We start from the raw sequence: 15,941 nt of genomic DNA on the forward strand, positions 1-15,941 counted from the left end.
GCCGAGAGATCCGCGCCGACGAAACCCAGCACCAGGACCTGCTCTGGGCCAGCAAGGGAGGGGGCGGCAACTTCGGTGTCGTCACCGCGATGGAGTTCCAGCTGCACCCGGTCGGTCCGATGATCATCGGGGGGCTGATGGCCTGGCCCGCTGCTCGTGGACCCGAGGTGTCGCGGGTCTTCCGCGACTGGGCGAACGACGCTCCGGAGGAGCTCGGCCCCGGTCTGGTGATTCTCACCGGGCCGCCGGAGGAGTTCGTCCCGCAGCACCTGCAGGGCCAGCCCCTGATCGCGATCGCGCTCTGCTGGACCGGGGACGAGGCGACTGGTGCGGAGTTGCTCCACGTCGTGCGCGAACTGTCACCTGAGATCGACCTGGTCGGCCCGAGGCCCTACGCGGAGCTGCAGTCGATGATCGACGACCCGCCGGGCTTCCGGCAGTACTGGAGCGCCGACTATCACGACTCCTTCCCTGACGACGCCCTCGACGTCTTCCTCGACGCGGGCGCACGCCGTGCATCGCCGATGACGCAGCACCTGCTGCTCCCGTGGGGCGGCGCGCTGGCGCGCGTCGACGATGACGCCACACCGTTGAGCCAGCGCTCGGCGCGTTGGGTGAGTCATCCCTTCGCGACCTGGGAAGACCCTGCCGACGACGCCGCCAACATCGCGTGGGTCCGCGACTACCGGCAGGCGAACGCCCCCTTCACGACCGGAGGCGTCTACCTCAACTTCATCGGCGACGAGGGTGACGAGCGCATCAAGGCGGCTTTCGGCGCCGAGAAGTACGAGCGACTGGCACAGATCAAGTCCGAGTACGACCCCGGCAACGTCTTCTCCGGCAACCAGAACATCCGCCCCACAGTGCCTGCCTGACCACCGCGCACGCTGGCAATCCGGCTCCGAGCTCGAGCGGTGACACACCCAGTCACGCGCCAGTGGAATGGCGGTGCCGGTTGCTTCCGCTTGGTCACTTCGGTGCCGAAGGCGGGACTTGAACCCGCACGCCCTTTCGAGCAGAGCATTTTGAGTGCTCCGTGTCTGCCATTCCACCACTTCGGCTTGCCGAACATTGGGTTCAGCGGCTTGCCGAACCTCAGTTCAGCGGGCGGCCACGTCAGCGGCCTCGGAAAGGATAGCGGTGCGGTGCGCCCGGACCACAAAGCGGCCGGGTTTTCGACCGCGGACGATCAGGGACGGTCAGGCGCGGGCTCCGCACCCTGGTGAGCAGACGGCATACGGAACAGAGCGTTTGCCTGTCGTCCGGCGGCAGGCGCCTCGCCGGCCCAGCTGCTCAGTCGGCGAGGTCCTCGTAGGCCGGGGCCACCTTGTTGATGGCGTCACCCATCTTGTGGACGCGCAGCGCGTTGGTCGACCCGGGGATGCCGGGAGGCGAACCGGCGACGATGACGACGAGGTCGCCCTCCTTGGCGCGGCCGCTCGCGAGCAGCGACTTGTCGACCTGCTGGGCCATCTGGTCGGTGTGCCGGGCCATGGGGACGAGGTAGGTCTCGATGCCCCAGGCCAGCGCCAGCCGCGAGCGGGTGTGCGGCTCGGGGGTGAACGCGAGCATGGGGATCCGCGGGCGGATGCGGGACATCCGCTTGGCCGTGTCGCCGGACTGGCTGAAGGTGATGAGGAACTTGGCCCCGAGCAGCTCGCCGATCTCGACGGCAGCCGCAGCCACCGCTCCGCCCATGGTGTGCGGCTTGGTGCCGAGCGGTCGGATCCGCTCCAGGCCGTGCTCCTCGGTGCTCTCGATGATCCGGGCCATGGTCTGCACGGCGATGATCGGGTAGGCACCGACGCTGGTCTCCCCCGACAGCATCAGGGCGTCCGCGCCGTCGAGGACGGCGTTGGCGGCGTCCGAGGCCTCCGCGCGGGTGGGGCGCGGGTTCTCGATCATCGACTCGAGCACCTGGGTGGCCACGATGACCGGCTTGGCGTTGCGCCGCGCGATCTCGATGGCTTCCTTCTGGACGATCGGCACCTCCTCCAGCGGCAGCTCGACACCGAGGTCTCCGCGAGCGACCATCACGCCGTCGAACGCCTCGATGATCTCGACCAGGTTGAGCACGGCCTGGGGCTTCTCGATCTTGGCGATGACAGGGAGCCGGACGCCGACCTCGTCCATCACGGCGTGGACGTCGTCGAGGTCCGCGGCGGAGCGCACGAAGGACAGGGCGATCATGTCGGCGCGCAGCCGCAGTGCCCACCGCAGGTCTTCCTTGTCCTTCTCGGACAGCGCCGGCACGGAGACCGCGACGCCCGGCAGGTTGATGCCCTTGTTGTTGGACACCGTGCCACCAACGGTGACCACGCAGCGGACGTCGGTGTCGGTGACCTCGACAGCCTGCAGGCCCACCTTGCCGTCGTCGATGAGGAGGGCGTCCCCCGGGCTCACGTCACCGGGCAGACCCTTGTAGGTCGTGCCGACCTCCGACGCCGACCCGTCGACCTCACGGGTCGTGATGGTGAACTCGGCGCCGTTGACCAGCTCCACCGGACCGTCCTTGAACCGCGTGGTACGGATCTTGGGACCCTGGAGGTCGACGAGGATGCCGACCGCGTGACCGGTCTCGTCACTGGCCTTCCGGATCTCCTGGTAGATCTTCTCGTGGTCGGCGTACTCGCCGTGGGAGAGGTTCAGCCGGGCAACATCCATACCCGCGTCGACGAGCTCGCGGATGCGCTCGGGAGTGGAGACTGCGGGGCCGAGGGTGCAGACGATTTTGGCGCGGCGCATGGCATCGACCCTATCGGTCGCCCACCCCCGAACGTGACCCCGGTCACCCTGCGGACACGGTGCGCGGCGCAGGCGGGGAGGTATGCCGCGTGGGCGGCGCCCAGCCCCGCCGAACCTGCACTTCTGGCCACCCATGTCAGGTCAGCCGGCCAGATCTGGCCCGGGACCTGGCACCGGTGGCCAGAAGTGGGAACGTCAGACGACCAGCGGGCGGTCGTTCGGGTTGATGGGGCGTGGCAGGGCGGTGTCGCCCGTCAGGAACCGGTCGACTCCGGCTGCGGCCGAACGACCTTCGGCGATGGCCCACACGATGAGCGACTGTCCACGACCGGCATCCCCGGCGACGAAGACACCGGRCACGGACGACATGTAGTCCTTGTCGCGCTTGACGTTGGACCGCTCGTCGAGCTCGACCTCGAGCTGCTGCACGACACCCGGGCCCTCAGGCCCGAGGAAGCCCATGGCCAGCAGGATCAGCTGGGCCGGCAGCACGCGTTCGGTGCCCTCGACCTCCTCGAACCCCTTGTCTCCCATGCGCACGTCGACGACCCGGATGCCCGACACCTTGCCATCCGTGCCGATGACCTCCTTGGTCGAGGCGGCATACACCCGGTCGCCGCCCTCCTCGTGTGCGGAGGCGACGCGGAAGAGCATCGGGTAGGTCGGCCACGGCTGGCCCGCGACCCGCTCCTCCCCCGGCTGCGGCAGGATCTCGAGGCTGGTGACCGAGCGAGCACCCTGGCGGTGCGAGGTGCCGATGCAGTCGGCCCCGGTGTCGCCACCCCCGATGACGATGACGTCCTTGCCCTCGGCGGTGACCTGTCCCTCGACGGTCTCGCCGAGCGCCACGCGGTTGGCGGGCGGCAGGAAGTCCATCGCCTGCATGACACCGTCGAGCTCGCGGCCCGGGACCGTCAGGTCACGCGGCACCGTCGCCCCGATGGCGAGGACCACCGCGTCGTAGCGGTCACGCAGCTGCTTGCCGGTGACGTCGCCGCCGACGTCGACCCCGCTGCGGAAGCGGGTGCCCTCGGCCTCCATCTGGGCGATCCGACGGTCGAGGACGGACTTCTCCATCTTGAACTCGGGGATGCCGTAGCGCAGCAGACCGCCGGGCTTGTCGGCACGCTCGTAGACCGCGACCGTGTGGCCGGCGCGCGTCAGCTGCTGGGCGGCGGCCAGACCGGCAGGTCCGGAGCCGACCACGGCGACCGTCTTGCCCGAGAGCCGTTCGGGGGCCTGGGGCTGGACGTAGCCGGCGTCGAAGGCGCGGTCGATCGTCGTGACCTCGATCTGCTTGATCGTCACGGCGGGCTGGTTGATGCCGAGGACGCAGGCCGTCTCGCACGGCGCCGGGCAGAGTCGACCCGTGAACTCGGGGAAGTTGTTGGTGGCGTGCAGCCGCTCGATGGCCTCGCGCCAGTCGCCCTTCCAGGCCAGGTCGTTCCACTCCGGGATGAGGTTGCCGAGCGGACATCCGCTGTGGCAGAACGGGATCCCGCAGTCCATGCATCGTCCGGCCTGGCGCTGCAGCTGTCCGAGCTCCTGCTCCTCGTAGACCTCTTTCCAGTCCCGGATGCGCACGGAAACGGGCCGGCGGGCCGGCAGCTCACGCTCACGCGTCTTGAGAAAACCCTGGGGGTCAGCCACGGGAGGCCTCCATGATCCGCTCCCAGACCTCGGAGCCGTTGACGTCGAGTCCCTCCGCCTCAGCGGCGGCGCGCACGTCCAGGACGCGCTGGTAGTCGCGCGGCAGGACCAGGGTGAAGCGCGAGCTTGTGGTGTCCCAATCCTCCAGAAGCCTTGCGGCGACAGGCGATTCGGTCCACTCGACGTGCTTGGCGAGCAGTTCGCGCACGACCTTCTCGTCGTCGGGCCGCAGGGCAGACAGGTCGACGAGCTCGGTGTTGACCCGACCGGGATCGAGGTCCAGCACGTAGGCCACTCCCCCAGACATGCCTGCCGCGAAGTTGCGACCGGTGGGTCCGAGCACGAGGACAGTGCCCCCGGTCATGTACTCGCAGCCGTGGTCGCCGACGCCCTCGACCACCGCGGTGGCACCGGAGTTGCGGACGCAGAAGCGTTCGCCCACGAGACCTCGCAGGTAGAGCTCGCCGGTGGTGGCGCCGTAGCCGATGACGTTGCCGGCAATGACGTTGGCCTCGGCCTGCAGCGGGGCAGCGCGGTCGGGACGGACCACGATCCGGCCACCCGACAGACCCTTGCCGACGTAGTCGTTGGCGTCCCCGAGCAGGCGCAGGGTGACACCGCGCGGGACGAACGCACCCAGCGACTGACCTGCCGAGCCCCTGAGGGTGAGGTTGATCGTGTCGTCGGGCAGACCCTCGGGGTAGGCCTTGGTGACCTCGTGGCCGAGCAGCGTGCCGATCGTGCGGTTGACGTTGCGGACCGCGACGTCACCCGTGACCCGGGTGCCGTCGTTGAGGGCTTCGCGGGCGATCGTGATGAGGTGGTGGTCGAGTGCCTTCTCGAGCCCGTGGTCCTGCGTCGTGGTGTTGCGGCGGGCCGAGCCGTCCGGGCTCTCGACGTCGGCGAAGATCGGCGACAGGTCGAGGCCTGCTGCCTTCCAGTGGTTGACCGCGCGGCTCGCGTCGATGGCCGACACCTGGCCGACGGCCTCCTCGATGCTCCGGAAGCCGAGTGCCGCGAGGTGCTCGCGGACCTCCTCGGCGACGTACTCGAAGAAGGTCTCGACGAACTCGGGCTTGCCCGAGAACCGGGACCGCAGCTCGGGGTTCTGGGTGGCGATGCCGACCGGACAGGTGTCGAGGTGGCAGACGCGCATCATGATGCAGCCGCTCACGACCAGCGGGGCCGTGGCGAAGCCGAACTCCTCCGCGCCGAGCAGGGCGGCGATGACGACGTCTCTACCGGTCTTGAGCTGACCGTCGCACTGCACGACGATGCGGTCGCGCAACCCGTTGAGCACCAACGTCTGCTGGGTCTCGGCGAGGCCGATCTCCCAGGGACCGCCGGCGTGCTTGAGCGACGTGAGGGGCGACGCGCCCGTCCCACCGTCGTGTCCGGAGATCAGCACGACGTCGGAGTGCGCCTTGGAGACGCCGGCGGCGACGGTGCCCACGCCGATCTCGGACACGAGCTTGACGTGGATCCGGGCCTCGGGGTTGGCGTTCTTGAGGTCGTGGATCAGCTGGGCGAGGTCCTCGATCGAGTAGATGTCGTGGTGCGGCGGCGGACTGATCAGGCCGACCCCCGGCGTCGAGTGCCGCGTCGTGGCGATCCACGGGTAGACCTTGGGACCGGGCAGCTGGCCGCCCTCGCCGGGCTTGGCGCCCTGCGCCATCTTGATCTGGATGTCGCCAGACTTGGTCAGGTAGAGCGACGTCACGCCGAACCGTCCTGAGGCGACCTGCTTGATCGTCGAGCGGCGCTCGGGGTCCATCAGCCGGTCGACGTCCTCGCCACCCTCGCCGGTGTTGGAGCGACCACCGAGTCGGTTCATGGCGATCGCCAGCGTCTCGTGGGCTTCCTGGCTGATCGAGCCGTAGGACATCGCCCCGGTGTTGAACCGCTTGACGATCTCGCTGATCGGCTCGACCTCGTCGATCGGGATCGCGGGGCGGGGCGACGCTCCGCCGAGCGTGAAGAGGCCGCGCAGCGTCATCAGCCGCTCGGACTGCTCGTCGATGCGCTCGGTGTACTGCTTGAAGATGTCGTAGCGCCGCTGCCGCGTCGAGTGCTGCAGCCGGAACACGGTGTCGGGGTCGAACAGGTGTGGCTCACCTTCGCGCCGCCACTGGTACTCGCCGCCGACGCCGAGCTTGCGGTGCGGGAGCCGCACCCCGTCAGGAGGGTATGCCGCGGCGTGCCGGGCCGCGGTCTCCGCGGCCAGGACGTCGAGCCCGACTCCACCAAGCTGGCTCACGGTGCCGGTGAAGTAGCGGTCGACGAGCTCCTGCGACAGGCCGAGCGCCTCGAACACCTGGGCGCCGCGGTACGACGCGACGGTCGAGATCCCCATCTTGGACATCACCTTGAGCACGCCCTTGCCGAGCGCCTTGATGAGGTTCTTGACGGCCTGCTCGGGAGTCACGCCGTCGATCGCGCCGGAGCGGACCAGGTCCTCCACCGACTCCATGGCGAGGTACGGGTTGACGGCTGCCGCGCCGTACCCGACGAGCAGGGCGACGTGGTGGACCTCGCGGACGTCGCCGGCCTCGACGACCAGACCCACCAGGGTGCGGGTCTTCTCCCGGATCAGGTGGTGGTGGACCGCAGAGGTGAGCAGCAGCGAGGGGATCGGCGCGTAGTCGCGACCCGAGTCACGGTCGGACAGCACCACGAACCGGGCGCCCTCGGCGATCGCCGCGGACACCTCCGCAAAGATCTCCTCGAGGCGCGCCGTCATCGCAGCCGCACCGCCGGTCACGTCGTAGAGCCCCCGCACCACGTGGGTGGCGTAGCCGGGCAGGTCGCCGTCGGCGTTGACGTGGACGATCTTGGCCAGCATGTCGTTGTCGATGACCGGGAACGGCAGGACGACCTGGCGGGCGTGGGCCGGACCGGCCGCCAGGGCGTTGCCCTCGGGACCGATCACGGTGCCGAGCGAGGTGACGAGCTCCTCGCGGATGGCGTCGAGCGGCGGGTTGGTGACCTGGGCGAAGAGCTGGGTGAAGTAGTCGAAGACCAGCCGCGGGCGGTCCGACAGCACCGCGATCGGGGTGTCGGTGCCCATCGAGCCGAGCGCCTCTCCCCCGGTGCGGGCCATCGGGGTGAGCAGGATCTTGAGCTCCTCCTGCGTGTAGCCGAAGGTCTGCTGGCGGCGGGCGACCGACGCCGCTGTGTGCACGATGTGCTCGCGCTCGGGCAGGTCGTCGAGGTGGATCAGACCCGCGTGCAGCCACTCGTCATAGGGGTGCTGGGCGGCGAGCTGGGACTTCACCTCGTCATCGGAGACGATGCGACCGTGCTCGGTGTCGACCAGGAACATGCGTCCCGGCTGGAGGCGGCCCTTGCGGACCACGCGGGTCGGGTCGAGGTCCAGGACCCCGGACTCGGACGCCAGCACGACGAGCCCGTCGTCGGTCACCGAGTAGCGGCCGGGGCGCAGTCCGTTGCGGTCGAGCACCGCGCCGATGAGCGAGCCGTCCGTGAAGGTCACGCAGGCGGGGCCGTCCCACGGCTCCATGAAGGTGGAGTGGAACTCGTAGAAGGCCCTGCGGGCCGGGTCCATCTCCTCGTTGTTCTCCCAGGCCTCCGGGATCATCATGAGGACCGCGTGCGGCAGGGGGCGGCCACCGAGGTGCAGCAGCTCCAGCGCCTCGTCGAAGGACGCCGAGTCGGATGCCTCCGGCGTGCAGATGGGGAACAGCCGCCCGAGGTCACCGGGGATGACATCGGACTCGAGCTGGCTCTCGCGGGCGCTCATCCAGTTGCGGTTGCCCTTGACGGTGTTGATCTCGCCGTTGTGGGCGATCAGCCGGTAGGGGTGCGCCAGCGGCCAGCTGGGGAAGGTGTTGGTGGAGAATCGCGAGTGGACCAGCGCGAGCTGGGTCTCGAACCGTCGGTCGGACAGGTCGGGGAAGAACGGCTCGAGCTGGCCCGTGGTGAGCATGCCCTTGTAGACGAGGGTGCGACACGACAGCGACGGGAAGTAGACCTCGGTCTCGCGCTCGGCGCGCTTGCGCAGGCAGAAGGCGAGGCGGTCCAGGCCGAGGCCGACCATCCGGCCCACCGCCGCCGACACGAACAGCTGGCGGAAGAACGGCATGCAGTCGCGCGCCGCCTGGCCGACCAGCTCCGCGGCCACGGGGACGTCACGCCATCCCAGGACGGTCAGGCCCTCCTCGGCCGCGAGCTCCTCGATCCGGGCCTCGATCCGGGCACGCTCGGTCTGGTCGCCGGGCAGGAAGGCGATGCCCACGGCATACGCACCCTGGACGGGGAGGTCGAAGTCCACGACCGCGCGCAGGAAGGCGTCGGGAACCTGCGTGAGGATGCCGGCGCCGTCGCCCACGAGCGGGTCGGCGCCGGTGGCGCCGCGGTGGTCGAGGTTGCGCAGCGCGGTGAGCGCGTGGTCGACGATGTCGTGACCTGCGCTCCCCCGCATCGTCGCCACGAGGGCGACACCGCAGGCGTCGTGCTCGAACTCACGGCGGTAGAGGCCCGTGTCGGCAGGCTGGGCGGAGAAGCGCGCAGGAGTCACGTTCGGGTCACCGTCCTTGGGGGGAGAAGTGCGTTGTGGAACCCAAGTTGGGCACACCAGGTCACGCGCGTGGACGGCCTTGGCCACGGCTGCAGGAAGGATAGCCCGAGTGCCGTTTGTCCCGCCATGTGAGCGCCCTCATTCCGTATGCTGAGATGGCACCGTACGCCGAAGCGCCACCTCGCGGCGCCTCCCGAACCAGACGATGGCGACGCCGATCAGGAAGACGATGATGCTCGTCCACACGTTGACGCGCGCGCCGAGGATCTTGTGCGCCGGGTCGCTGCGCATCAGCTCGAAGACGATCCTGCCCAGGGGGTAGCCCACGACGTAGAGGCCGAACAGCTGTCCCTTGCGCAGCGCCCAGCGACGGTCGGCCAGCACGAGCACCATGGCGAGCAGCAGGCACCACAGGGACTCATAGAGGAACGTGGGCTGGTAGGTGCCGAGCACCACCGCCTTGCCACTCGCGTCGCGCACGGCGTGACCGGCCGACTGGTCCCACTCGTGGATGGTCAGCCCCCACGGGACGTCGGTCGCGCGGCCGTAGAGCTCGTTGTTGAACCAGTTTCCCCACCGGCCGAGGGCCTGCGCCACCGCCACTCCCGGTGCGGCGGCGTCGATGTAGTCCAGGAACGGCACACCGTGGCGGCGCGCGCCGATCCAGCCTCCCAGCGCCCCGAGCGCGATGGCGCCCCAGATGCCCAGGCCGCCCTCCCAGATGGCGAACGCCTTGAGCGGGTGGCCCCCCTCGCCGAAGTAGGGATCCGGGGTGGTGATGACGTGGTACAGGCGACCACCGAGGATCCCGAACGGGACGGCCCAGGCCGAGATGTCGACGGCCTTCTCCTTGGCGTGACCGCGGTCCACGAGCCGCCGCCCGGTGATCCAGACGGCCACGACGATCCCCGCGAGGATGCACAGGGCATAGGCCCGGATCGGGAACGGGCCGAGGTGCCAGACTCCCGAAGTCGGACTGGGCAGGAAGTGGGGCACCACTGGAGGCTATCCAGTCAGGGGCGCGGGTAGTACGGCAGGTCGGGATACAGATCGGCCAACGCCGTCGCGAGGCAGTCTCTTCCAGCGTCCACGCGCGCCCCTCGAGCCTGCCCGTGCACCGCGCCCACCACGCCACCGAAGTCGGTGACGCCACGCACGGCGTACCCGCGCCGAACCATGCACTCCCCGACAGCGGACGCCAGTCGCGGCTCCATGTGAGGCGGCGTATCGGCTGCGTACACGGCCGAGACCGGGAACCAGTGGCTCTCCTCGCAGGCGTCGACCCTCTCGGCCTCGCCCTGGCTCATCACGCCGGTCGTCGGAGCCGAGGTCGCCGTGGTGGTCGCCGTGGTGGTCGCCGTGGTGGTCGCCGTGGTGGTCGCCGTGGTGGTCGCCGTGGCGCCGGCCCGCGCATAGGTGAAGATCCGAGTCGTGGTGGTGACCGGGTCCCAGACCGGTGTCGTCACCGCGAAGCCGGCTGCCCGCAGGCACTGGGCATAGCCCTCCCAGGCACGCTCGACCTCGGCCCGTGAGACGCGGCCGTCAGCCAGGACGACCCGCTGGGGCGAGTCAGGATCCAACCCGTCGACGATCCGTCGAAGCTCCGACGGGCCGACGCGGTAGACGCTGGGGTCGCTGTAGGTCGCGACGGCACTCGCCTGCACCGAAGGCGACTCGTCCGCCTCCGGTCCACACGCACCGGTCAGTCCCACCAGGAGCACGCTCACCACCGACGCTCGCCAGGGCGCGGCTGCCGCCCTCGCGCGACGATGTCCGCGCGCCATCTAGAGGACGTAGTTGTACTCGGTGCCGCTCCATTTCTGCAGCGTGTGGGTCGACTTGATCTGGAACACCGAGTACCCGCCGCGCGAGATGTCCACCCCCGAACTGCACTGACCGAGGAGCGACGACTGGGTCACGAAGCTCCCGTTGGGCAGGGTGATCGTGGTCTTGGCCCGCTTGACGTACAGCAGGCAGGCTGTCCCGGGGACGTTCGTCGTGGCGTACGCGAAGGTCCCGCTCGTCCCACCGCTGCCGTAGAAGTAGTAGGTCGTGCGGTTGGCGTCGTCGCCGCGCCACGGGAACTTGCCCGACCCCAGCGCCTCGGCCGATGAGGCGTTGCCACACACGCACAGAATCGCCATCAGGGCAGCGCTGAGCGCGAGTCGACGGTTGGCCCTGCCTAGGTTCCCCATGTTCATAGTCATGGGTGAACCATAGCCATCGACTGGCTAGGTCTGCACAGGTTTCTGGAAAGTTCTACTGGGTGGCGGCCTTGACCTCGGCGGCCAGCTTGTCGCGCGTGAGGCCCGTGAGCTCGACGGCCTTGCCGTTGAGCTTGACCGTCGGCGTGCCGTTGACGCCGTCCTTCTCGGACTGGGTCTGCACGGACTCGACCCACTGGTTGTGCGACTTGGCTGTGTAGCACTGGTCCCAGCTGGTGAGGGCCGTGCTGCTCAGCCCGGCCTGGACGGCGAACTGCTTGAGCTGGGCGTCGCTGTAGCCGGCACCCTCCTTGGCGGGCTGACCCTGGAAGGTCGCCGCGTGGTACTGCAGGAACTTGTCGGCGTCGGAAGCACACGCGGCTGCGTTGGCCGCCCGGTTGGAGGAGTCGTTGCGCAGGTTGTCGTCGAGGAATGACAGCGGGTGGGCGACCAGCTTGATCTGGTTCGCCTTCACCATGTCCACGAGCTGCAGCCCGAAGATCTCCTCGAACCGCGCGCAGATCGGGCACTGGAAGTCCTCGTAGAGGTCCACCGTCGGCACGTTTGCGGGGGCACCGGGGTTGACGACGATCCCGGCGCCCATGGCGGCGACGTTCTTGGGCAGCGTCGAACCCCCGGCCGTCGTGGCCGCCTGCTTGTCCTGGCTGCCGAGGATGACCGCCGTGATGACCGCTGCGAGCACCACGACGACCACGACCGTGGCCACCACGATGCGGTTCGCGCCCTGGCCACCGCCCTTCCCGCCACCCTTGCTGCCGCTGCGGATCGGGCCCTGGGGCGCGGYCGCCTGGATCTTGGCCTTGCGGCTGGCGCTGCTGCTGGTCATGCGTGGGGCCTCTCGTGCTGCGGGTCAGGACGGTGCTGCTCGGTAGGCAGGTCACCCTCGTACTGGTCGGTCTCGTGCTCAGGCTCGTGCTGTTCGGGGAACAGGAACCGCTCGAGGCCGAAGGCCGTTCGTGGGCGCACCACGAGCCAGGCGGCGCACACGAGCAGCCCGACGTCGCGAGCGATCTCCTGGGGATACTGCGTCTGGGAGGCCGCGATGGTTCCCCCGTGGCCGAAACATCCGCAGTCGATCGACAGACCGCGCGCCCAGGCTGACGCGATGCCCGCGATGAAGACGACCATGAGCATGCCGCCCACCACCGCGCTGAACCGAGTGAAAAGCCCCAGGACCAGGAGCACCCCCACCGCGATCTCGAGGATCGGCAAGCCGTAACCGAGGTAGCCGGCGACGTCGTAGGGCAGCAGCTGGTAGGCCCGGACCGAGCGGGCCGACGTCTCGAGGTGGCCGACCTTCAGCAACCCGGCGACGAGGACGACGCCACCGAGGACCAGTCGGGCCAGCAGCCCCACGACATCGCGAAACCGCGGGTTGGACAGGAGCGTCACGGTCAGCGCCCGCTCCGGACGCCCTCGGCCAGCTCGCCGACCAGCGCCCGAAGGCTCGCGATCCCACCCTCGAGGTCGTCCGCCTCCGTGAGGCAGCGCACCAGGGCCGAACCCACGATGACGCCGTCGGCATAGGCCGCCACCTCGGCCGCCTGCGAACCGCCGGAGACCCCGAGGCCCACGCACACCGGCTTGTCGGTGACCGCCTTGGTGCGGCCCACGATCACCGCCGCGGCGTCTCCCATGGACGTCCTGGCGCCGGTCACACCCATGTGCGACACGGCATACACGAAGCCACGGCACTGCGCCGTCACGGCGGCGATGCGCTGCTCCGTCGAGCTCGGGGCGACGAGGAAGACGCGGTCGAGGCCGGTCTCGTCACTGGCCGCGATCCACTCGGCGCCCTCGTCGGGGATGAGGTCGGGGGTGATGATGCCGGCGCCGCCCGCTGCTGCGAGGTCGTGGGCGAACGCAGTGGGGCCGTGTCGCAGGATGAGGTTCCAGTAGGACATGACCAGCGGGGGGGCTCCCGCGTCCCGCACCGCGCGAGTGGCCGTGAACGCGTCGCTCACCCGGACACCGTGCTTGAGGGCCTGGTCCGCCGCGTAGGCGATGACCGGGCCGTCCATGAGCGGGTCGCTGTACGGGATGCCGACCTCGACGATGTCGACGCCCGCCTCGACCATCGCGACCATCGCCTCGATCGAGCCCTGCACCGACGGGTAGCCGACAGGGAGATAACCGACCAGGGCGGCGCGGTTCTCGGCACGGCACTGCTCGAGCACCTCGCCGACTCCGATGCCCGTGGTCGTGGGGCTCACAGCTGGGCCCTTCCGTCGCCCTCGGCCCGCGGTTCCTCGGCGGTGCCACGGGGGGTCGCCTCGCCCTCGAGGAGCCCGAAGTACTCGGCGGCCGTGTGCATGTCCTTGTCACCGCGTCCCGACAGGTTGACCAGAAGCAGTGCCTCGGGGCCGAGCTCGCGGCCGACCTCGAGCGCACCGGCGAGGGCGTGGGCCGACTCGAGCGCGGGGATGATGCCCTCGGTGCGGCAGAGCAGCTCGAACGCCTTCATCGTCTGGTCGTCGGTGGCGTAGCGGTACTCGGCCCGCCCGGTGTCGCGCAGGTGGGCGTGCTCCGGCCCGACGCTCGGGTAGTCCAGCCCTGCGGAGATCGAGTGCGACTCGAGCGTCTGTCCGTCGTCGTCCTGCATGAGGTAGCTGAAGGTGCCGTGGAGCACCCCCGGCGAGCTGGCCGCGAACCGCGCCGCGTGCCGGCCGGACTCGATGCCCGCTCCCCCGGCCTCGATCCCGATGAGCCGGACGTCGGCGTCGTCGATGAAGCGGTGGAAGATGCCCATGGCGTTGGACCCGCCACCCACGCAGGCGATGACGGCGTCAGGCAGCCGTCCGGTGAGGTCGAGCACCTGGGCCCGCGCCTCGACCCCGATGACCCGGTGGAAGTCGCGGACCATCTCGGGGAACGGGTGCGGTCCGGTGACGGTGCCGAGGATGTAGTGGGTGTTGCCGACGTTGGTCACCCAGTCGCGCAACGCGTCGTTGATGGCGTCCTTGAGGGTGGCGCTGCCCGTGGGGACGGCGACGACCTCGGCGCCGAGCATCCGCATGCGGGCAACGTTGAGGGCCTGCCGCTCGGTGTCGACCTTGCCCATGTAGATCACGCACTCGAGGCCCATCAGGGCCGCGGCCGTGGCCGTGGCCACCCCGTGCTGCCCGGCGCCGGTCTCGGCGATGACGCGCGTCTTGCCCATCCGCTTGGTCAGCAGCGCCTGGGCGAGGACGTTGTTGATCTTGTGGGAGCCGGTGTGGTTGAGGTCCTCGCGCTTGAGGATGATCCGGGCGTTCCCCGCGTGCGCGGCGAACCGCGGCACCTCGGTGATGATGCTCGGACGCCCGGTGTAGGTGCGGTGCAGTCGCTCCAGCTCGCCCATGAACTCGGGGTCGACCATGGCCTTGCGGCGGGCCTCGTCGAGCTCCTCCAGCGCCGGGATCAGCGCCTCGGGGACATAGCGGCCACCGAACTCGCCGAAGCGGCCCGGGCGGGCCAGGGGTTCGGGGGTCAGGTCGGTCATGATTTCTCGCTTCCGCGCTCGCTCCGCGCCTCACTCGTGCCTCGTTCGGGTGCTCGCTTCGCTGTCAGCTCGGTCATGGTGTGGCTCCTGCCGCGATGAGTTCGTATGCCGCGCGGCGGGGGTCGCTGCCCCGCACCAGTGCCTCGCCGACGAGGACGGCGTCGGCGCCTTCGCCTGCGAACCGGGCCGCGTCAGCGGGGCCGCCGATCCCCGACTCCGCCACCTTGACGCAGGTGTCCGGGATGAGGGGGGCGAGCCGACCGAACGTGTCGGGGTCGACCGCCAGGGTCTTGAGGTTGCGGGCATTGACGCCGACCACGGAGGCCCCGGCGTCGACCGCACGTCGCGTCTCCTCCTCGTCGTGGACCTCGACCAGCGCGGTCATCCCGAGGTCGCGGGCGAGGCCCTGCATGCGGACCAGTTCGTCCTGGTCGAGAGCGGCGACGATGAGCAGGATGAGGTCGGCCCCATGGGCCCGTGCTTCGTACAGCTGGTAGTCCTCGACCATGAAGTCCTTGCGCAGCACCGGGATCCGCACGGCCCTGCGCACGGCATCCAGGTCGTCGAGCGAACCGTTGAAACGCCGTCGCTCGGTGAGCACGCTCACGGCAGTGGCGCCGCCCGACTCGTAGTCGGCCGCGAGGCCTGCGGGATCGGCGATGGTCGCCAGGGCTCCCTTGCTCGGGCTGGACCGCTTGACCTCGGCGATCAGGGCCAGTCCGGGGCGGCGCAGGGCGGTCTCGGCGTCGAGCGCAGGGGCGGCCCGAGCCGCGAGCTGCTCGACCCGAGAGCGCGGGACGACGGCCTGTGCGGCGGCGAGGTCTTCGCGGACGCCGGCAACGATGTCGTCGAGCACGGTGGGCATGCCGACAGGCTATCCAGCAGAACTGGGTGGTCCCTGCCCGGGTCAGCCGGTGGACCGTACCGGTGGGCCCCGCCGGAGTGGCACCGCGCGGGTCGGGCAGGGCGTGTCGGCCGCGGCGCCCGCGCGCCCGTCAGTTGATGCCGACCTCGGGCTTCGTGCTGTCCGGGGCGTCAGGGCCGTTCACGGTCACCGCGCCGTACCCCGCCATCGACAGGACCTTGCCAGCCACGGCACCGAGGACGCAGATGACCAGGCCGATGACGAACAGCGGGGTGTTGGTCACCACCACCGCCAAGGACGCGACGGCAGACCCGACGAGGATGATGACGACGGCCGTCCAGGCCGCGACGCTGTGGCCGTGGTCTTCTTCGTGGATCTCGTGCTCTGCCATGGGGGTGGCTCCTGCTGGTCGTCGTGGTCTGGCGTGGGCTCGGCGCC

General features: G+C 69.9%; 13 protein-coding genes and 1 tRNA gene. 1 reads left to right on the forward strand and 13 read right to left on the reverse strand.

Annotated features, from left to right (window positions below):
- Positions 1–875, forward strand: an 875-nt coding sequence (locus tag AC1DVZ_RS04775; protein WP_477617032.1) for an FAD-binding oxidoreductase, incomplete at its 5' end; no start/stop codon positions are given.
- 103 nt (positions 876–978) lie between these two features.
- Here the strand turns inward: AC1DVZ_RS04775 and AC1DVZ_RS04780 are convergent.
- The 13 genes from AC1DVZ_RS04780 to AC1DVZ_RS04840 form a co-directional block, all read right to left on the reverse strand.
- Positions 979–1,061, reverse strand: a tRNA-Leu gene (locus tag AC1DVZ_RS04780).
- Positions 1,062–1,293: 232 nt separating this feature from the next.
- Complete coding sequence (gene pyk, locus AC1DVZ_RS04785) at positions 1,294–2,745, reverse strand: pyruvate kinase (RefSeq protein WP_477617033.1); 1,452 nt, start codon at positions 2,743–2,745, stop codon at positions 1,294–1,296.
- Between the two features lie 195 nt (positions 2,746–2,940).
- Complete coding sequence (locus AC1DVZ_RS04790) at positions 2,941–4,395, reverse strand: glutamate synthase subunit beta (protein WP_477617034.1); 1,455 nt, start codon at positions 4,393–4,395, stop codon at positions 2,941–2,943.
- Positions 4,388–8,932 carry a glutamate synthase large subunit gene (gene gltB, locus AC1DVZ_RS04795; RefSeq protein WP_477617035.1) on the reverse strand — a complete coding sequence of 1,515 codons (4,545 nt, stop codon included), beginning with the start codon at positions 8,930–8,932 and terminating at the stop codon, positions 4,388–4,390. Before gltB ends, AC1DVZ_RS04790 begins: the two co-directional genes overlap by 8 nt.
- 138 nt (positions 8,933–9,070) lie before the next feature.
- Positions 9,071–9,928, reverse strand: coding sequence for a prolipoprotein diacylglyceryl transferase (lgt, locus tag AC1DVZ_RS04800; protein ID WP_477617036.1), 858 nt, complete (start codon positions 9,926–9,928; stop codon positions 9,071–9,073).
- A gap of 17 nt (positions 9,929–9,945) precedes the next feature.
- On the reverse strand, positions 9,946–10,659 hold the full coding sequence (locus tag AC1DVZ_RS04805) for a hypothetical protein (protein WP_477617037.1): 714 nt from the start codon (positions 10,657–10,659) through the stop codon (positions 9,946–9,948).
- 57 nt (positions 10,660–10,716) lie between these two features.
- Complete coding sequence (locus AC1DVZ_RS04810) at positions 10,717–11,139, reverse strand: hypothetical protein (protein WP_477617038.1); 423 nt, start codon at positions 11,137–11,139, stop codon at positions 10,717–10,719.
- A 52-nt stretch (positions 11,140–11,191) separates the two neighbouring features.
- Positions 11,192–11,983 carry a DsbA family protein gene (locus tag AC1DVZ_RS04815; protein WP_477617039.1) on the reverse strand — a complete coding sequence of 264 codons (792 nt, stop codon included), beginning with the start codon at positions 11,981–11,983 and terminating at the stop codon, positions 11,192–11,194.
- Positions 11,980–12,549 (reverse strand): DoxX family protein, encoded by a 570-nt coding sequence (locus AC1DVZ_RS04820; protein WP_477617040.1) that lies wholly within the window; start codon positions 12,547–12,549, stop codon positions 11,980–11,982. The genes AC1DVZ_RS04815 and AC1DVZ_RS04820 overlap by 4 nt, the downstream gene beginning before the upstream one ends.
- 2 nt (positions 12,550–12,551) lie before the next feature.
- Complete coding sequence (trpA, locus tag AC1DVZ_RS04825; protein ID WP_477617041.1) at positions 12,552–13,370, reverse strand: tryptophan synthase subunit alpha; 819 nt, start codon at positions 13,368–13,370, stop codon at positions 12,552–12,554.
- Positions 13,367–14,638, reverse strand: a complete 1,272-nt coding sequence (gene trpB / locus AC1DVZ_RS04830) for a tryptophan synthase subunit beta (protein ID WP_477617043.1) — start codon at positions 14,636–14,638, stop codon at positions 13,367–13,369. The genes trpA and trpB overlap by 4 nt, the downstream gene beginning before the upstream one ends.
- A gap of 73 nt (positions 14,639–14,711) precedes the next feature.
- Entirely contained in the window at positions 14,712–15,503 is a 792-nt protein-coding gene (gene trpC, locus AC1DVZ_RS04835; protein ID WP_477617044.1) for an indole-3-glycerol phosphate synthase TrpC, read from the reverse strand.
- 130 nt (positions 15,504–15,633) lie between these two features.
- Entirely contained in the window at positions 15,634–15,894 is a 261-nt protein-coding gene (locus tag AC1DVZ_RS04840) for an HGxxPAAW family protein (RefSeq protein WP_477617045.1), read from the reverse strand.
- Positions 15,895–15,941 lie beyond the last annotated feature (47 nt).

Source organism: Pedococcus sp. P2_E5 (assembly GCF_056403895.1).